This is a genomic window from Flavobacterium sp. Arc2, from assembly GCF_041431385.1.
GTDB lineage: Bacteria > Bacteroidota > Bacteroidia > Flavobacteriales > Flavobacteriaceae > Flavobacterium.
Genome location: NZ_JASMRH010000004.1, coordinates 70721 through 90737, shown reverse-complemented (window position 1 = coordinate 90737; position 20017 = coordinate 70721). Strand labels below are relative to the sequence as shown.

The window sequence follows — 20017 nt, the reverse complement described above, 5'->3', positions numbered from 1 at the left end:
ATGATTGAATCGCAAGAAAAATGTCAAGAGGAATTAAAAGCCCTCAAGAAGGAATATGAAGATTTTGTTTACATTGTTTCTCACGATATAAAAACACCAATGAGAGCTATTGTAAACATAGCTACTTGGATTGAAGATGATTTAGGCGCAAATGTAGATCAGGATATTTTAGATAATTTTAGTCTATTAAAAAATAGAGTGGGGCGTCTGGAAAACATGATGAATGCTTTGTTAGAGCTCTCACATGTTAATAGAACAAAAATGGAGCTATTTGAAGTAAGTATTCCAAAATTAGTAAATGACTGTATTGAAATGCTGGGTGATAAAACAAACCTAGAATTTCATATTAGTTATAATTTAATTGATGAAAAATGCATTACTTTAGGAAAAAAATTAGAAAAAGTAATTTACAGTTTACTCCATAATGCCATTCAATTTAATGACAAAGAAAAAAAGAATGTGTCTATTGAAGTAAGTGAAAATGAAATGGATTTTGAAATTACAATCAGCGACGATGGACCTGGTATTCCAGAAGAGGTAAAAAGTAAGATATTTTCTATTTTCTATACTGTTAGTTCTAAGGATGTTGTCGACTCAACTGGAGCGGGTTTAGCAATATGTGATAAAATATTGAAAATGGTAGGAGGAACAATACAATATACTCCTGGATTAAATGGAGGTTCCGTTTTTAAGTTTAATTGGCCTAAAACAATAACAATAAATAATTAAATTATGATGCAGAAATTGGTAAATATTTTATTGGTCGAAGATGATGAGGTAGACGTAATGAATGTAAAAAGAGCATTCTCAAAAAATGATATCAAGAATGACCTCTTTGTAGCTGGAAATGGTGTTGAGGCACTGGAAATGTTACGTAACTCTATTGTTCCCTTACCGCGAATTATCATATTAGATATTAATATGCCTAAGATGAATGGCATAGAATTCCTTACAGAATTGAGAGTAGATGATAATCTTAAAAATATCTCTGTATTTGTAATGACTACTTCAAACGAGGATAGTGATAAAATCAATGCCTATAACCTTAATGTTGCTGGGTATATTTTAAAACCATTATCTTTTGAAAAATTTATTGAATCAGTTGCCACGCTAAAAGACTTTTGGTCTTTGTGTGAAATGTAACATAGAATAGCAATAATCGTGAATTATGATCAACTCAAACATCTTGTTAGTAGATAATTGTAAGGTTTATGTTGAAAACGCAAAAAAAGCGCTTTTAACTCTAGGTCTTGAGACCGTTTTACATTTTGCTGAAAATGATTTGGAGGCATGGAATAAGCTTCAGGGGGATCATAAAATTTCTCCCATACCAAAAATTATTTTGATTGATATTAATCAGGAAGGGGTTAATGGTATCGCTTTAATTAATAAGATAAGAAACCACTCCGATTTAAAATCAATATTAATATTTGTAATTACGAGTTTTGATAATGAAAAAAATAGAATCGATGCTTTAGATTTAAATATCGCAGGTTACCTACATAAACCAATTGGTAACGATGAAATGATTGATTTTTTTTCAATCCTATATAATTATTGGAATATTATTGAGTATTCAAGTGAAAAAAAATAAAATAATATGGCTGTAGCCTTAAATATATTAGTAATCGACGATGACAAGGTTGATTTGATTACTATAATTCGTTCTATTTCGCATTCTGGCATCTTAGCCAATGTGGAAAGTGCTTTTTCTGCCAAAGATGGAATCGAAAAGATTAAATCATTCAGTTATGACTTGATTTTTTTGGATTACCTGATGCCAGACAGTGATGGGATTTCATTTCTCAAAATATTGAAGGGTCTAGGAATAGCGACACCGGTAATTTTTGTCACCTCACAAGGAGATGAAAAAATTGCCAGTCAGGCTATTTTGGGAGGCGCATCAGATTACATACCAAAATCATTATTGACTCCTGATGGTGTTTCGCAAAGTATAAGAAACGCACTTAAACTTCACGAAAGCCTTGAACAAAGAAAGAAAACAGAATTAGAGTTAAAAATTAATTCGAATAGACTTTCAGAGGCTCAAAAACTGGCCAAAATTGGAAGTTGGGAATTAAATCTAGTAGATGAGAAAGTTTTTTTCTCAGAACAATTTTATAGCATTTTTGAAATAGAGAAAGACAGTACTCCTTCGTTAGCTCTTTTAAAATCTCGTTTAATTAATTCAGAGGATATTAAACTCTTTGAAGGTAAACTTAGCTTGGTTGAAAAGAATAATTCAGAAGTTAAGTTCAGTCATAGTTTAACAGCTAAAAACGGGAAAGTTAAATACATTAATCAGTACATAAAGTGCTTGAATGATGAATATAATCAGCCTTTAAAGATTTTAGGAACCATTCAAGATGTTAGCGATCAAAAACATATTGAAACGGAACTTATAAAAGCAAAAGAACTGGCAGAACAATCGGTACGAATAAAAGAGCAGTTTCTTACTAACATGAGTCATGAAATCCGTACGCCAATGAATGGTATTATAGGTTTTGCAAGAATCCTGGAAGGAACAAATTTAGATAGCGATCAGGAACAAAGTGTAAAAGCGATAAAAAGGGCAGGAAAAAACTTGATGGTTATTATTAATGACATCCTTGATTTTTCAAAAATTGAAGCTGATAAAATGATAATTGAAGAAGTGCAATTTTCTTTATCAAAAAATATAAAAAGTGTTGTAGAATTACTTTCTACAATTGCTGAAGAAAAGAACGTAAAATTACTTCATGAAATTGACCCCGAAATTAATAATTCGTTGATTGGAGATCCCACAAGATTGTCCCAAATTTTAATTAATTTATTAGGCAATGCCTTGAAATTTACTGAAAAAGGATATGTTGAGTTAGTTGTCTCGCAAGAAAGAGAATCTGAAACAGATACTTTTATAAAGTTTACAGTCACTGATACAGGAATCGGTATTCCAAAAGACAAAATTGATTCGATTTTCGAAAGTTTTAATCAAGCTTCTAATGAAACGTCCAGAAAATTTGGAGGCACAGGGTTAGGATTAACGATAACCCGTAAACTGATTGAACTTCAAGGGGGGACGATTGTTGTAAAAAGTGAAATGGGAAAAGGAAGTGAATTTTCATTCCTAATTCAATACCCAAAAGATAAAAAAGGAATAGCTAATGTCTCTATTGTAGAAAGCAAAAAGCTGACTTATGATTTCTTAAAAGATATTAGGGTACTATTGGTTGAGGATAATGAACTAAACCAACTTTTAGCCGTAAAAGTTTTTAAGAAATGGAACAAAGAAATTGAAATTGCCAATAACGGTAAAATAGCCATTGATAAAATTGAAAAAAACAATTATGATATTATTTTAATGGATATTCAAATGCCAGAAATGGATGGGAATGAACTGGCGAAATATATTAGAACTGAAATGGGAGCTAAATCAAATATACCAATAATTGCGATGACGGCACATGCTACATTAGAAGAAGAAAAGCGCTGTTTAGAAAATGGTATGAATGATTATTTATCAAAACCTTTCCATTTTGACGAGTTATTAGAAAAATTAAATAAAAACTTAATGAAAAAAAACAATACTGTTTCTTCTGATAAAGTTTTGGATAAAGTTGAAACTGAAAATTTAATTGATTTTACCTATTTAAATGAATTTACTGATGGAGACACTGATTTTATGGAACAAATGGTGCATCTATTTATGGAAAATTCGCCAATCTCATTAAACATAATACTAGAATCAAACGAGGCAGACGAGCTAAATGTTCTAAAAAATGAAGTACATAAATTGAAATCTTCTATCAATTTGTTAGGAATTAGTTCAGCAATACAAAGTATTGAAATTATTGAGGAAGAGATTAATACTAATCCACATGGAAAAAAGAGAAAAGAAGAAGTGAACCGCCTTAATGAAATTTGCCAATCTGTTTTTACTGAATTGGAGTCATTGCATGGTTTTTCAAAAATATAGTTTAATTTTGCGACTAGAATGATATAGACCAGAATTATCGAGATCGTTTATTTCGAAGCCATTAAAATTAATAACCTACAAATGCTAATTTTAAAAAGTGTACTCTAGAGATAGCTGTATATAAATCAGTTTTTATGTAATTATTTCCCCCAAATAATAATTAAATTAAGACAAATGAAAATTCTAATAGCCGAAGATGATGTAATGATGCTTAAAACAATGGAGTTTAAGCTAAAAAAAGAAGGATTTACTGTAATTGCTTGTGCCAATGGTGAAGAAGCAATTACAAAAATTAAAACGGAAAATCCAGATGTAATAATTACTGACATTATGATGCCATTAATTAATGGACTTGAAATGGTCAGAAAAGTAAAAGCCGAATTGAAACTAAACATTCCTATAATAGTATTGTCTGGTGTAGGTCTTGAGAAAACGGTCTTGGAAGCTTTTGAATTAGGTGCAGATGATTTTATAACTAAGCCGTTTAGTCCAAACGAGTTAATAGTCAGGATAAGGAGACTTATGTTAAAAGTATAGAGAATAGTCGTAGCGAGTAGCTCAACACTAATCCTTTCATATAGACTAAAAAATCGTTACGATAAGTAACGATTTTTTTTATGCTCAATAGAAATGAAAAAAAATGGAATAGTCGGATGTGTTGTAAGTGTCTGTAATCTATTTGTTTGTATTGCTATTTTTGTACTAAGTGCTGTTTTAATATTTATTCTGTTTTACATTTCGACATTCCTTTTTGAACACGAAAAAAAAACAAGTACATTTGCAAACTAAACGGCAAAAATAATTTTTGTTAAAAGGCACGCATTGATTATGCGATTTCGTTAATTGACTTAACTGTCATTTTTTTATCGGTTTTAGAAGTTGGTGTGTTTTTGCTAATTCCTTTCCAGACCATAATCTCACAATTCTTTTATAAAATAAAATGAAACAGTATTTTAACTTATTCGACTTTACACAAAAAGTAAATTACAGAACCGAAGTTTTAGCCGGTTTAACAGTTGCAATGACCATGATTCCAGAGTCATTATCATTTGCAATATTAGCAGGATTTCCACCTTTAGTTGGGTTGTATGCGGCATTTATAATGGGTTTAGTGACCGCTATATTTGGAGGTAGACCAGGAATGGTATCGGGTGGAGCTGGGGCAACAGTGATTGTTTTAATTGCTTTAATGAAGTCAAATGGCTTAGAGTATGTTTTTGCAGCGGTAGCTTTGGCTGGGGTAATACAGATTTTGATAGGCTTGTTTAAGCTAGGCAAGTTTATACGCCTAGTACCACAACCCGTAATGTTTGGTTTTGTTAACGGTTTAGCGATCATTATTTTTATGTCGCAGCTGGAGCAATTTAAAACGGTTGTAAATGGTGAAAGTGTTTGGTTGTCAGGAAGTCCTATGTATATTATGCTGGGCTTGGTGGCGTTAACCATTGCCATTGTTATATTTCTTCCTAAAATAACTAAAGCTGTTCCAGCTTCGCTAGTAGCGATTATTGTGGTTTTTGGATTGGTTTTAGGATTGGGAATTGAAACAAAAACAGTTGCTGACATTGCTTCCATAAGCGGTGGATTTCCACCATTTCATATTCCTGAGATTGCTTTAAGCTTAGAAGCGTTAAAAATAATTTTTCCATATGCCTTAATTATGGCCTCAGTAGGATTAACAGAAGGATTACTGACCTTAAACCTAGTGGATGAAATAACTGGGACAAAAGGGAAAGGAAATCGCGAATGTATTGCTCAAGGAAGTGCTAATGTTTTAAATGGTTTTTTCTTCGGAATGGGAGGTTGCCCAATGATAGCCCAAACTTTAGTAAACCTTTCTGCTGGTTCCAGAGCTCGTTTATCAGGTATAGTTGCTGCACTAGCAATTCTTGTTATTATTTTGTTTGGAGCGCCAGTAATTGAACTATTGCCAATCGCAGCTTTGGTTGGGGTTATGATTATGGTGGCGATAGGTACATTTGAATGGATTAGTTTTAGAATAATAAATAAAATGCCAAAACATGATATATTTGTTGGAGTCTTAGTGGCAATAATTACTATTATGTTGCATAATTTAGCCTTGGCCGTTTTAATCGGGGTTATCATTTCAGCTTTAGTTTTTGCTTGGGAAAGTGCAAAACGCATTCGTGCTAGAAAATATATCGATGAGAAAGGTGTTAAGCATTATGAAATATACGGACCATTATTTTTTGGTTCCACTACTGCTTTTGCCGAAAAATTTGATGTGCTTGATGATCCTGATGAAGTAATTGTTGATTTTAAAGAAAGCAAAATTACCGATATGAGCGCAATTGACGCCGTTCATAAATTAACAGAACGCTATGCAAAAGTGGGTAAAAAGATTCATCTGAGACATTTAAGTGCTGACTGCCGTCAGTTGCTACATGCTGCAGACGATGTAATTGACATTAATATCATCGAGGATCCTACTTATAAAGTGGCTGCTAACTAAATCCGAAGTAATTTAGGATTTGTGTCAAATGATTTAACATGGTTATGGATTTTAAAAAAATCGAATAACTCTTTAGATATGCACTATTAACTTTTATATGTAAAACTTTTTTAGGTTGAGATAATAGAAAAAAAAGCGAGCTCATTTACTTTAATAAATGAGCTCGCTTTTTTATAGATTAAGGAACTGCTTAAGTACCTCAATATTAAGATGTAGTTCTTTGTAGTATTTAAAACTAGTAAGATCCACAATGATCAATTAATGATTATTCAAACGACCAAGTGTGCTGTCAAGTGACGTTTTTAACTTACTAATTGCACCTTTTACGGCTAATTCATGATTGTTTGCATGATTTGAGACAACGATTGGTTTCATTCCTTCTAGACGTGCTTCAAGTTTACACAGTTTATCGTTTTGACCTTCTTTGTGTCCGTTTTCATCTGAAAAATGAGCTTCGATCCTTGTGATGTGTGCACCAAATCTACTTAATTCTTCAGTTAGTAGGGTATTTAATTGTACTCTGAATGCTTCGTGTAATGTTAAGTTGTTGTCTGAATTTAATTGAATAGTCATAAATGTACTTTTTTTGTTATTAATTTTTTGGTTGAAAGAAGGTATTCAAAGTAAGAAGATATTATTTTCCTTCATTTATTTATTTACAATTTAGAATAATATCTTGTCACTCTAATACAGAAAATTTGCTACCGCATTTTTTGATGCAATGCCTTCTTCACATTGAATTTGTTATTATGTAAATTTAAGTATTCTTGGATGGAAAGTATTACATATAACCAAAAATAAATTACATGATTCACACATCAGGGTAATACTAGTCCTCAATAGGAGTGTATATAAATTAGGTATATAGAAAAGTGTATAGAAGGCTAAGAAAAGCTGCGATAGCGTAGTTTAATAGTAAATATCTAAAATGATATGACTTCTTGAATTATCAATTAGTTTTTCAATTCTTTGATAATATTGTTCATTTACCATCGGACAGCCAAAACTGTATCCTATTTGATTTCCCTGTTCTTCATAAGGGACATCGCTACTTTTATGTAAGACAATATTTCTGGCGAATGATTTATTATTAGTCGCGTCTAAGCCATGTAACTTGTATGCTTTACCAAATTGTCCATTATAACTGTTTCCGATACTGTAGCTACCTAAAGAAGTACAAAGGGAGCCACTTTCATTGCTAAATTTTTGTATGCCATCGCTTTTTATTCGGGAACCAAAACCATGTGCCACCAATCCTTGATCTAGTAGCATATCATTTTTTAAATCATAAACAAAAAACCTATTTTTTCCAGAATTCACTTCCATATCTATGAAGAAGGCGATTTCTTGATTGTAGTTAGAACTATGACTGACTAAGTCCCTAATCCTTTTTACGTGTTGTAAAAGTTTTTCTTCAGTTGCACTATTCAATTCAGAATAGCCAAAGGAATTGATATCAACTTTTTTTGCAAAACTGTTAGTGCTATAAAAGAAGAGACCTATTGATAGTAAAATAAAGAGTATTTTTCTCATTCTGTAGGGGAATTAAGATTGTTTTTATTTGTACCGCTACCTTGTAACTGATGTAGGTATTTGATTTGGAGCAGACTTAACTGCTTTACAAAGTTATGGAAAAAATATAGATGTCGTAGTCTGCAGGTCAGTATTTTAACAGATGTAAGATGAAGGCTACCTCCTGAATTTGTTTTGTTATGGCTTAAATAGTTTTATACATCCGGGACATTCCTCTCAAAGTGGGATGTATTAATTCGTATTCTAATTTGAATGTACCACAAATTTTATAATCCATTTTTTCATAAAATGCCAGGGCTTTTTCCTGAGTATCTATCGCTTCCAACCATAGAATCGTATAACCACTAGAGGCCACTCTATTTTCTGTCCAATGGATAAGGGTTTTTCCGATGCCTTTACTATGGAAAGTGGGGTCAAGATAAATTCGATCCAGTTTAGCTGATTTTTGATCTTTAAATCCAACCAAAGGAACATTTTCGACTAATTTTAATATACCAATGGTTTCAGACTGATAATCAACAAAATAATAGGAAGAATTAGGGGTGGCAAGATCTCTTTCCAGATTAACGGAGGAATATATCTTATTCATATACCAGTTACCGGCATCAAACCACAAATGGCTGTATTCGGGTAGGTATATTCTAGTCATTAGCGAGAATAATTTTTCTCGGTCATTAATTGAAATTGGTGTAAGTGTAACTGTATTGGATACTGCTATCCTGTTTTTGTTGTGCATTTTCTTTATGATTTAGGATATCGAATAACTGTATTCTTAAGCAAAAAGATCATTTACCGTAAAAGTAGGGAATGATAGGAAAAATTATCTTTTTTGTTCCAATTTTACTGAAATAATAAAGTGAAAGTACAACTCAAGTGCGTTGTTTAGTTTTAATAAGTAAAAAATTCTCCAATGTGCCATAGGATACCAGAGGGATCATGTAAGAAACATTCTTTTCCCCAATCGTATTCCTGAATGGGAACAAGTTTTACATCTGTATATTAAGTAGTAATATCTAGCGCTAAAAGAGAGGTCCAAAAATCATCGACATTATCCACTTCCTCAAAAAATCATAGAATTGTCTATCCAATCCTGAACGTAAGCATCTTGTAAATAAAAGGCTAATTCCTCCTTTTGAATAGTGACATCGTATTGCCTAAAATGGTTTCTTCAAAGCGTAGTTCACGATAAAAGCGGCGTGATAATTCAAAGTCTTTAGCACCAATGAAAGGACGAATTGATTTCGTTTTCATAGTTTGGTTTTACAGCGTCCCGCATATTAGCGTAAAGCTACATTTTGTGTAATTAGTTGATAGGATACTGCGATGTCAAATTTTGTAAGATGGTATAAAAGAGGTGCTTCACTCATTGTTAAGTAAAGCCCTCTAATATACTGGTTTATAGTTTACTATCCTTAATCTTTTTTTCCAGTTCTGCGTCTTTTTCACTAGTACTTGTTAAAGCATAAGCAAATGCAACACCAAACAATAAGGTGATTATTCCTGCGAAATAGGGTATAAAATCAGTCATTTTTATTTCTTTTTATTAGATGTAAGTAAATGCCAAAACAAAGTATCGAGGGTACCCAAAGTCCGATGAAAATCGCATGATTTTCGTGGCCATTAAAAAATAAAATTTCAGAGTACACTAATGAAGCAAAGGCCGCAATAAATAGCAACTTATCAGTCAAGTTAAATTTATAAAACATATTTTATTAATTATTTTAGTCCTACATGTATGGCTTGTGGGATGACGCCCCGTTTTTTTTAGTGGGTTCTGGACTCCACGTTTTAAAGCGATTGCTTTAATATGAGATGATAATACCAGTTTATTTAGCCAAATGAGTTGTATGATCGAACAACTTACATACAACCTTAGTGGTAGAATAAACCGTTACACTGCTGCAACGGTTTTTAAATGAAGAAGTTAAAATTTTATTTAGGCATTACCACGGTATCGATTGCATGAATAACTCCATTTGAAGCAGCTACATCGGCAAGTATAACTGTCGCTGTTCCACCATTTGCGTCAGTCAACATCACTTTTCCGTCTTTCAAGCTTAAAACGATTGTACCTCCCTGAACAGTTGTAACACTATATTTTCCGTTATTTTTGTTTATTGCATCAATTACTGTTGCAGCGTCAAATTTTCCTGCCACAACGTGATAAGTCAATACTGCTTTCAGTTTTTCCAAATTTTCTGGTTTCAATAAGTTATCTACAGTTCCGGCTGGAAGCTTTGCAAATGCAGCGTTATTTGGGGCAAAAACGGTGAAAGGCCCATCTCCGCTTAAAGTTTCAACTAATCCTGCAGCTGTTACTGCTGTTACAAGCGTTGAGAAATCTGCATTTGCAGCTGCTACACCTACGATGTTTGGAGTCTCAACAACTGCCGTTGTCTCCACTGCTACTGCTGTTGAATCAATCAATTCGGTCGATTCAGCTTCTTTTTTTTGACCACAAGAAGCAGTTATTAACCCTACTAATACAAATGCACCAATTGTTTTTACTAATTTCATAGCTAATATTTTAAGTTTAAATTAAATTAAGATATTCAAAGATAAACATTTATATGTTTTGTTTAACATTTATAATTAATAATTAAACAAAATATAATATTGATACTTAATAGGTACTAGCGCTTGTTCTTAAATTAGCCCATTTTAGAGGTAAAATGGCTTTCAAAAACCTAGGCACAACTTGTCTCATTATTAGTAGTTTATTTATTTACTAATCCATTTTCTCAACGATTCTTAATCCTGGAAAGTCATATCTTATTCTAAAGATGGCAATTTTTAATGTTTAAGTTGGGTTTCTGTGTAGAAGCTGACGCAATGGTTAAGACGGGCATACCAAGAAAAGAAGGAAACCATGCTATTAAGGTCTTCCCTAAAAAAGAAGAGGTATTCGAGCCTCTTGTATACTTTAAATTCTGATTACTATAACACAAGGAAGTATTATTGGCGACCTCTAACCGCCGTGGAGGGTTCAATAAAAGATTATTACTTCGTTTATTCACTATCGCTCGGGTACTAACTTTTGGAGTACAACTGCACCTTAGCTGTGGGTGGTTGTTTTTACTAATATGTTTTCCAATCAGGAAAAAAACAGAAAAGAACATATCCTAAATTGCTTATTTTTGTTTCAATAGAGCTTTTCAATTCTCTATAATTCGCTAGGTGGAATTCGGATATAAGAACCAGACTTTTTTTATTTTTCATCAAATACACTGCTCCGTATCTTACCGCCCTAGATGTTTCAATTAAAGTTTTAAAAGTATCAAAAGTGCTTATGCTAATTTTTGTTTCAGAAAATAGAATGTTAGTATTCTTATTTCTTGGGTATTTATTTCTATTCAAAGCACGCGTTTTATAGGTCCTAAAATAAACCAAAAGCATGCAAATAACATAATTGAAGAGACAAATAAAAATTTCAAATTATAATTTTCTCCACATGCTTCAACCCTCTTTTTAAATTACTGCTAACGTTGAAAAGGTACACGATTCACAAGGGTGTGGAAACCCATCGCTTTTAGGTTAACATAGATATCGTTGCGAGACGATAATTCCACTAAAGCCTTTTACAGGAACTGTCGTCTAGTACTTTGTTACTAGCTTTTTTTATTTTTTGAAATGTCTTTCCAAATATGATTACTTACTGATTTTCCATTTGTCATTATCAAAAATCCGATTACTGTTGAAAAGAAATAATAAATCAGATAGCCCGTTTCACGGTAATTTCTAATCAGTTCCTTTTGTTTTAAAAAGTCAAATATTGAAGTAGCAAGACTTGGAAATGATTTTAAAAACCATATTGCTCCAATTATAGTTACGGTTATTGCTAAAACTGTTTGCGCAGGAAGTTCTAATTCAATTCTTTCGTCTAAGAATTTTTGATCTAGTTTTAAGATTTTAATAATCCATTCCGTTTTAAATAAAAATAGCCTCACAACCAAAACATAAATTAGTAAAGTTATAAGAGACATAAACCAGACCAAAATCAAACTATTCCAATCAATTTCACCGTCTACAAAATTTAAAGTTGACGTAAATTGAGGAATTATCCAAACACAATTTATCAAAAGCCATAATCCAATTGACTTGATAACAATTTTCCAAAACGTATTTATATGCATATGATTTCGTTGTAATTTTGGTTTTCCGACAAAATTTTAAGCAACTGGAGTATAAGTCTCATAGTAAGCAGACTAAATCCAAAAGATAATATATAAATAAAAAAGTACAAGTCATCTAGTATGTTCTGGCCTCGCGTTAGGGATGGAAGCCTTTTATGGAATGTAATGAAATAAAAGATATAGCAAACAGTCAGACCGCGCTGAAACGCAGTGGAAGCGGGGATACGCCCAGAACATCATTACTTCAAAAATCGGACTTGCCTTCAAAAATCAGATTTTTGCACTACTAATTTGAGATTGTCTTTAGTTCGACAATAACTTCATTTTTACGATTAAAAACTTCAAAAGGAGGATTGTATCCTAAAAAGTAAAATCGGTTAGTGTATTTTATTCCCTCGGCGTCTAAAGCTGCCTTTAGTTTTTCTTTATACTTTTCTATTTTCTTATCATTAGCCCAACCGCCAAAGTGTATTGCAGCAACAGTTTTTGCGGGTTCTTCTATGAATTGTATCTGCGATTGGCTAGGCTGAGGAAGTGTTTCTTTTTTGAATTTCTTTGGAACTAAAAACATCATCGTCATAGAATCTTCGAGAGACATCGCTACAGGTGAGGTCATGGATATTTTTTCGTTTCTTTCATTACCGCCAAAAATATACCCTGCTAAAATGGAGAAACCTTTACTGGATGCCTCTTTGTATTCCTTTGTGGAGAGTTTGACAGAGGTAAACAAACTGGCCTCGTAGCTACGAATTTCAAATGTGTCATATTTTTTATCGACAACATAAGGATAGGTTTCAATATTTTTTTGCTCCCTCGTAACATAAATTTGTATGACAATAAAGGCTATGAGTAGTACTCCAAGTGAGATATATATTATTTTCATTGTTTTGATTTAGGTGGATAGCTAATTTTACTTTAATAGCAACATTAAGGCTTTATAGATAATTACGTTTCAGGTGCGCTTAGTATGATTTACTTTGGTTAAAGATAAGATTTTTTTGGAAGAACAAATCAAATGTTTTATACAACTTACTATAACGTTAAGTTTTCAATTATTGCCATCTAAAGGGAATCTAACAATTTGGTGAGCTCGTTTAAATAAAATTATTTTTAAGTTTATCTAATGTCTTTATAAATAAGTAACAGCGTTTCGGGAAACTTTTACCAGCTACTTTTTATAAAATTTATGAGTTGTACTCTATCGATTTCAGATAAGTCTTTCAAAATATAATTTGTCAAAACATGGGTGTAGTCTTCTATTGAAATTATTTCTATTCCTAAACTCTCGATTTGTTCAAAATCACTTTTTGATGGTACTGAAAAATAACTCCCTTCTTGAAGATTTTGTTTTTGAGTTTTAAGAAATTTATTATGTTCAATTATTTTTAAATTTTTAAGAATAAGTTCAGTTCCCAAAGGGTAGAGTTGAATAATATTCCAAAACAGTGATTTTTCAGGATTAATATCAAGCGTAGCGATTTCTATTATTTCTCCTGTATCAATTCCGCTATTCGGAATAGTATGAAGAGTACACCCAATTTTGCTTTTTTTCTCCTTAATAGCATGTAAAGTTCCCATAATTCCTCTATAGTCAGGTAAAATAGCAGAATGTAGGTTTATTAAACCGTTTTTTGGAACTTTAATTATTTCATCCTTGAAAATTTTACCAAAACGAATTGAAATAAATAAATCAGGATTAAAACCTTTCACTTCATTTATGAATTCTACAGAATTGACATTAGAGCTCTTCTCAAATGGAAAAGATTTGAAATTAGAATCAAAGAACTCGAAAGAGTGGTCAATTTTATTTTTATTTATGAATTTAGATAATTTGCCGAATAGAAATCCTTTTTCATAATACTCTAGTTTTATTAAATCGGAAGGTTTGTTATTTGAATTCCCAACAGTATCAGAATAATAAATTCGAACATTATGTTTTAAAAGTTCTGATTTAAGTAGGTTATAAGCAATATTTGCTTGAAGATCCTTGTTAAGGAATAATACTATTTTCATTTATTTCTAAGGATTGTTTTTCTATTACATCTCACTTGCGTAGCGCTCTGCAAACCCAGAGTTACCTATTAAGCTAATATAAACATAAAAAAGTACAAATCGTTATCAGGAAGCCCGACCTTATCCTGAAAAGATTTACGGGAAAAGTTTATGTATAAAAAGCAAAGTATACAACAATCCGACTTGCTTTCACAAATCGGATTGTTGTAATTATGGGATGAGATTGTTAGCACACAAATACTTTCGTGCTATCTTCTAAGCTTGCTAACTCGATTTAGTTCTAATGCTCTTCATTTCCAAAAGGTTTTATAATAATTCCTAAACTAAATATGAACCCATCAGTTGGTGCGTATAGCTTGGGAAATACAGGATTTTCGTGTGTAGGTAATATAATTGGCGAAAATCTACTTTGCCTTCTGTCGGTAAAGTTTTCAAAATTAACGAAAACACTGGTAAACTTGAAATTTCGCATGAGTAATAAACCCAATGTAGCAAAATCTGTTGTCTCTGTTCCGTTTGATAACAACTGCTTTCCTGTATAAAAGGTTTCGAAGCCGATGCGCCATTTTTCTGATTCGTACATAAATACACTTCCTCCGTTGTGTTTTGCAGTTAAAGGTTTTTGTGGATTTCCTTCTAAATAATTTAATTTGGTATCAATTAGCGCATAATTTAGAAACCATATAAAATCTTTGTAGCTGAACTTGATGTTAGTTTCAGCTCCTTTGCTTAGAATTTTATCTTTTGCATTTTCATAGCTAAAAAAGCCATCGGTTGTACTGTTCAATAGCAATGCGTTATTAATTGCTGTGACGTAAAATAGTTGATTAATGGAAAAACCTACTTCACCAAATAAGTTTGCTTTATAGTTTACATCAAAATTAGCACCGTAGGAACGCTCTGGTTTTAGTATTGATTTATCGATAGCAAGTACATCTTTGAAATTAATATATTCGGCTTCTTCAGTAAAAATATCAGGAATTTTATAGCCTAAACCACCACCAATTCTGCTCGAAAATCCACTGTTATTTTTGTATAGTAAAGATAACCTTGGAAGTGGAAAAAATCCAAAATCAGTATTGTAATCACCTCTTAAGCCCGTTTCTAAAATCCAATTGTCTGAAAGGTCATGAATGTTGTTGATAAACATTCCATAGCTAAGGTCGTTTTGATCGCGCTGTAGTGGAGCATTATCATTTTCATCAAAATTTGAGGAGTATAAATTTGCTCCAAAAATCCATTCTGTACTTTGAGATTCTCTTTGATAGCTAACTTCGGTGAAGGTGTTGGTTTGCTTGCCATCAAAATTAAAATCAGGAACGGTAAGATTACGGTCAAAAAAAGAAATGCTGTTTTTAATATGAAAAGAACTTACTGAATCCAATTGAGTTTGATAAACTGCTTGACTGCTCAGTCTTTTTGAAATGTTTTCTTCGGTATATTGGTGAATCCCATTTTTCCCGCTTTTAATTGCTGTCATATCTCCACCGATTCTATCATCGTAAGTTCCGTTTAATCCAAACCAAAAAGTAGTTTTTTCAGATGGGTAGTAATAGAATTTAGGATTAAATGAAATGGATTTCGTTTGAGGTAAATTACTAAAGTCATCGTCTTCTGTATCGTATGCTTTTTGATAATGGCCTGAACCGTATAAAGAAACACCATACCTCTCATTCCTTTTACTATAAAATATATTGGCGGTACTTCCTAACGCCTGTGTTTGCGTTAGCATAATGTCTAAATCAGCTTCGTGACCAGGTGTTTTTGATACCATGTTTACCAAACCTGCAATAGCACCACCGCCATAAAGCGTAGAAGAGCTTCCTTTAATAATCTCAAACTGTTGCAAGTCCAAGGGTGGGATTTGCAAAATACTCAAACCACTTGAAAATCCTCCGTATAGTGGAAATCCGTCTCTTAAAAGTTGTGTGTATCGCCCATCAAGACCTTGAATCTTAATATTTGTACTTCCGCTGCTTAAGGAAGTTTGCTGCATTTGTATTCCTGTACTTTCTCGAAGTACCATCGAAATATTGGTTGGATTCATAGCCGCTTTTTCACCCAATTCTTCTCCACCAATAAATTCGATTCTTGTTGGAATTTTTCTAACGGTTCTTGTACTTCTCGAAGATTGTACCACAACCTCGTCCAGTTCTTGATCGTGGTCAGTTGTTAATTTAAAAAGTAAAGGTGTTACGCTAGGTGTAAGAATACTTGTTTTTAGGGTTTCATAGCCTAAATAAGAAATTGTAATTATGTGTTGGCCATTTGGAATTTCGGTAAAATTGGCTATTCCGTCACTATCGGTTATTGCTCCTTTTTCTAATTCTTCAAAATAAACTGTTGCTCCTAATAAGGGTTCGTTTTCGGTTGCTGTAATTACATTTATTTGCACGTCCGACGTTTGCGCTTTTAATGAAAAGCACGCTGTAATTATAAGCATTACGCTCAAGATGTATTTCTTCATTGAAGATATAAATTGATTAACTAAATTATTTTTTGACTTTATAGTCAGTTAATTAGCTAGTCAATTGTGGCGGTTGCCAAATATTAGAATCTAAATCAAATCGGTAGATTGATTGATAAGAAGAAAATACTGTTGTTGAAATTTCTGTACTTACTTCAAAATTAAAAGATATAATAGGTTCAGAAGTAATTGACATCCCACAACAGCTGCAAATGCAAGTAACAGGGCATGAATCATCGCTGTCGTTTTGATGATTGTGGTTAACACTTATTTCGTCCTGGTGTTGGTCTTCCGCATTATTGAGGTCAGAACAAGGTTTTATTGACAAAAAAAGTATTATCAGCGATAATATGATTGTTATTCCTTTCATAATTAATCGCAAAGTTACTAAATACAATGGTTATACTATTGAATTGTTTTGTTTGTTTTTTTAGCGGTGGTAGGAACCACTTTTTTGGCGATTGGTGAGGTTATGAGCTATGGAACTACTAATTTTTTTGCTTTACGAAAAGCTGAAACGAAAGGTAATTGCGTTAATACAACGTTGTCTTTTTAGGTCATTAAAAACCATTGGTTAATAAAAAAAAATCACCATCAACTTCTTATCTTTGTTAGACTACTTTATTGAAGTCTAAAAATAAAAATCATGATATTAAATAGAAAATTTATTCTAGAAGGAGCATTACAGCAAAAATTTGCAGTGGATTTTAGTTATTCTGAATCTCTGCAACAAAAAGGGGTAATCATTTTTTGTCATGGATTTAAAGGCTTTAAAGACTGGGGTTGTTGGCAGATGGTCGCCGACTATTTCGTAGAAAATGGCTTTGCTTTCTTAAAGTTTAATTTTTCGCATAACGGAATGGGACTAGAAGATTCAGTCGAATTTACGGATCTTGATAAATTTGCTACTAATACTTTAGGAAAGGAAATGGAAGATATCAAGAGTGTGGAGCAATTTATAGTCACCGAATTACCAGCGATTTTACCCGTAATTAACACGGATAAAATTTTTATTATCGGTCATAGTAAAGGAGGCGTTTCCGCATTATTGTATTGCACACAATATGATACTAAAATCCAGAAAGTATGTACATGGGCGAGTCCGTTTGATTTTCACCGTTCTTGGAACTCAAAATTTATAGACAAGTGGAGAGCTGATGGTGTCCAATATATTAAAAATGCGAGAACCAATCAAATGATGCCTTTGGACCCTTCGGTTTTAATGGATTTGGAAACCAATAAAGAAAAGTACAGTTTGATAAATGCAGGTCAAAGCCTCCAGATCCCGTATCTCATTATTCAAGGAACAGATGACCAAGCGGTTAAAATGGAAGAATTCAATTTGCTAAAGAAACATTTTAGTAAAGCAAAAAGTCATGTTATTGCAGAGGCAAATCATGTTTTTGGAGGCTCACATCCTTGTTTAGGATCAGATTTACCCGAACAGACTAAAGAATTGGTTAGTGTTACTAAGGCTTTTTTCTTGTAGTTGCATATGGATAAATGATATAGCTAGTATAGCGCAATTTAACGAATTTAGATTTTACTTACTGATAATTAAAAAAATGCATTCCCGCATAGAGTAACTTCACCATAGTAAAAGAGATTATAACGCATAGCCAGACCTAGCTGCAACGGAGTGTTGGTGATATGCCCAATAGAACCAGACATAAAAAAATCCGATTGGCGTACACCAATCGGATTTCTATATTTAAGAGGAGTGTTTTTTTACTCCATAACTTTAAATTTTAACCTACAAATGGATCACTTCTCCATATGCGTCAGCAACTGCTTCCATCACTGCTTCACTCATTGTAGGGTGAGGGTGAATTGATTTTAGGATTTCATGTCCTGTAGTTTCAAGTTTACGTGCTACAACTGCCTCAGCAATCATATCAGTAACCCCAGCACCTATCATGTGACATCCTAACCATTCGCCATATTTAGCATCAAAAATCACTTTCACAAATCCGTCTGGTGTTCCAGAAGCTTTTGCTTTTCCTGATGCTGAGAAAGGGAATTTACCAATTTTCAATTCGTATCCTTTTTCTTTAGCTTGTTTTTCAGTTAAACCTACAGAAGCAATTTCAGGAGTAGCATAAGTACAACCCGGTACGTTTCCGTAATCGATAGGCTCTACATGCATTCCTGCAATTTTTTCCACACAGTTGATTCCTTCAGCAGAAGCTACGTGAGCTAATGCTTGTCCAGGTGTAACATCACCAATGGCGTAGTATCCAGGAATGTTAGTTGCATTGTATGCGTTTACAAGAATTTTATCTCTGTCAGTAGCAATTCCTACTTCTTCCAGTCCGATGTTTTCAATGTTGGTTTTAATTCCAACAGCTGAAAGTAAAATGTCTGCTTCAAGGACTACTTCTCCTTTGGCAGTTTTTACAAATGCTTTTACACCTTCTCCTGTAGTATCAATTTTCTCAACAGAAGAGTTGGTCATGATTTTTACTCCAGCTTTTTTCATTGAACGTTCCATTTGTTTTGAGATGTCTTCATCTTCAACAGGAACAATATTAGGCATGAATTCAACAATAGTTACATCAGTACCCATTGAATTGTAAAAATGTGCAAATTCTACTCCAATTGCTCCAGAACCAACTATAATCATCGATTTTGGTTGGGTAGTTAAAGTCATTGCTTGACGGTAACCTATCACTTTTACGCCATCTTGTGGCAAGCTTGGCAACTCACGAGAGCGAGCTCCGGTAGCAATGATAATATGATCTGCGCTATATTCTGTAACTTTATTGTCTTTATCAGTAACATCAACTTTTTTACCTGGTTTTAGTTTTCCAAAACCATTAATTACGTCGATTTTATTTTTTTTCATCAAGAATTGAACTCCTTTGCTCATGTCTGAAGCAACAGTTCTACTGCGTTGTACTACGGCAGGGAAATCTTTGTCAAATGATGAAACTGTCAATCCATAATCAGAAGCATGTTTTAGATAATCAAAAACCTGAGCTGATTTTAGTAATGCTTTGGTTGGGATACAACCCCAGTTCAAACAAACACCACCTAAGCTTTCTTTTTCAATTACGGCTACTTTAAAGCCTAATTGCGATGCTCTAATGGCAGTAACATATCCGCCTGGCCCACTTCCTAAAACAATGATATCGTATTTCATTTTACAAGTTTTTCTAAATTAATTGATTTGGCGAATTTAAGGATTTATTCTGTTTTTGGAAACATTAGGAGTAACAAAGTTTTAAAGATTGAAAAAGAGAGGTTTAGTAGTGGGTTTGAAGGAAGGGTAGTGGGGTAAAAGAGGGGGTGAAGCTGCGTAAAAATGATGAATTTAGCTTTAATGACGTTAGAAAACATAAAAACCTAGAAGTCATATAAGTTTTAGAAATTTTCCTTCCTAATCAATATAGGAATAATAATAACGGCCTATGTGTTAAAAAGATTGGTTTCATCCACGATAT

General features: G+C 32.8%; 18 protein-coding genes. 7 read left to right on the top strand and 11 right to left on the bottom strand.

The window, feature by feature from the left end:
• The 6 genes from QO182_RS03680 to QO182_RS03655 all read left to right on the top strand — a co-directional run bounded on the left by QO182_RS03680 (position 1) and on the right by QO182_RS03655 (position 6428).
• Positions 1 to 729: an ATP-binding protein gene (locus QO182_RS03680; protein WP_371559953.1), complete on the top strand. Its 729-nt coding sequence runs from the start codon at positions 1 to 3 to the stop codon at positions 727 to 729.
• A 3-nt stretch (positions 730 to 732) separates the two neighbouring features.
• Positions 733 to 1143, top strand: coding sequence for a response regulator (locus tag QO182_RS03675; RefSeq protein ID WP_371541693.1), 411 nt, complete (start codon positions 733 to 735; stop codon positions 1141 to 1143).
• Positions 1144 to 1168: 25 nt separating this feature from the next.
• A complete protein-coding gene (locus QO182_RS03670) occupies positions 1169 to 1594 on the top strand; it encodes a response regulator (RefSeq protein WP_371541691.1) in 426 nt (141 codons plus the stop codon).
• 6 nt (positions 1595 to 1600) lie between these two features.
• Entirely contained in the window at positions 1601 to 3955 is a 2355-nt protein-coding gene (locus tag QO182_RS03665; protein ID WP_371559952.1) for a response regulator, read from the top strand.
• 174 nt (positions 3956 to 4129) lie between these two features.
• Entirely contained in the window at positions 4130 to 4492 is a 363-nt protein-coding gene (locus QO182_RS03660) for a response regulator transcription factor (protein WP_371541685.1), read from the top strand.
• A 403-nt stretch (positions 4493 to 4895) separates the two neighbouring features.
• A complete protein-coding gene (locus tag QO182_RS03655) occupies positions 4896 to 6428 on the top strand; it encodes a SulP family inorganic anion transporter (protein ID WP_371559951.1) in 1533 nt (510 codons plus the stop codon).
• Positions 6429 to 6686: 258 nt separating this feature from the next.
• On the opposite strand, the gene QO182_RS03650 is transcribed toward QO182_RS03655, so the two are convergent.
• The 10 genes from QO182_RS03650 to QO182_RS03605 form a co-directional block, all read right to left on the bottom strand.
• Positions 6687 to 7001, bottom strand: a complete 315-nt coding sequence (locus tag QO182_RS03650) for an HPF/RaiA family ribosome-associated protein (RefSeq protein ID WP_371541680.1) — start codon at positions 6999 to 7001, stop codon at positions 6687 to 6689.
• A gap of 336 nt (positions 7002 to 7337) precedes the next feature.
• Positions 7338 to 7961, bottom strand: a complete 624-nt coding sequence (locus tag QO182_RS03645) for a murein L,D-transpeptidase catalytic domain-containing protein (RefSeq protein WP_371559950.1) — start codon at positions 7959 to 7961, stop codon at positions 7338 to 7340.
• Between the two features lie 184 nt (positions 7962 to 8145).
• Complete coding sequence (locus QO182_RS03640; protein ID WP_371559949.1) at positions 8146 to 8697, bottom strand: GNAT family N-acetyltransferase; 552 nt, start codon at positions 8695 to 8697, stop codon at positions 8146 to 8148.
• 660 nt (positions 8698 to 9357) lie between these two features.
• Positions 9358 to 9489: a hypothetical protein gene (locus QO182_RS03635; RefSeq protein WP_262488538.1), complete on the bottom strand. Its 132-nt coding sequence runs from the start codon at positions 9487 to 9489 to the stop codon at positions 9358 to 9360.
• Between the two features lie 404 nt (positions 9490 to 9893).
• Positions 9894 to 10478: a fasciclin domain-containing protein gene (locus QO182_RS03630; protein ID WP_371559948.1), complete on the bottom strand. Its 585-nt coding sequence runs from the start codon at positions 10476 to 10478 to the stop codon at positions 9894 to 9896.
• Between the two features lie 1091 nt (positions 10479 to 11569).
• Positions 11570 to 12094 (bottom strand): hypothetical protein, encoded by a 525-nt coding sequence (locus QO182_RS03625; protein WP_371541668.1) that lies wholly within the window; start codon positions 12092 to 12094, stop codon positions 11570 to 11572.
• A 286-nt stretch (positions 12095 to 12380) separates the two neighbouring features.
• Complete coding sequence (locus tag QO182_RS03620) at positions 12381 to 12977, bottom strand: heme-binding protein (protein ID WP_371541665.1); 597 nt, start codon at positions 12975 to 12977, stop codon at positions 12381 to 12383.
• Between the two features lie 278 nt (positions 12978 to 13255).
• Positions 13256 to 14107: a formyl transferase gene (locus QO182_RS03615; protein ID WP_371559947.1), complete on the bottom strand. Its 852-nt coding sequence runs from the start codon at positions 14105 to 14107 to the stop codon at positions 13256 to 13258.
• A gap of 280 nt (positions 14108 to 14387) precedes the next feature.
• Positions 14388 to 16574, bottom strand: coding sequence for a TonB-dependent receptor plug domain-containing protein (locus QO182_RS03610; RefSeq protein WP_371559946.1), 2187 nt, complete (start codon positions 16572 to 16574; stop codon positions 14388 to 14390).
• A 52-nt stretch (positions 16575 to 16626) separates the two neighbouring features.
• Positions 16627 to 16944, bottom strand: a complete 318-nt coding sequence (locus QO182_RS03605; RefSeq protein ID WP_371541659.1) for a DUF6660 family protein — start codon at positions 16942 to 16944, stop codon at positions 16627 to 16629.
• A gap of 276 nt (positions 16945 to 17220) precedes the next feature.
• On the opposite strand from QO182_RS03605, the gene QO182_RS03600 reads away from it, so the two are divergent.
• Positions 17221 to 18063, top strand: a complete 843-nt coding sequence (locus tag QO182_RS03600) for an alpha/beta hydrolase family protein (protein WP_371559945.1) — start codon at positions 17221 to 17223, stop codon at positions 18061 to 18063.
• Between the two features lie 264 nt (positions 18064 to 18327).
• Here QO182_RS03600 and lpdA read toward each other — a convergent pair whose 3' ends face one another.
• A complete protein-coding gene (lpdA, locus tag QO182_RS03595) occupies positions 18328 to 19716 on the bottom strand; it encodes a dihydrolipoyl dehydrogenase (RefSeq protein ID WP_371559944.1) in 1389 nt (462 codons plus the stop codon).
• Positions 19717 to 20017 lie beyond the last annotated feature (301 nt).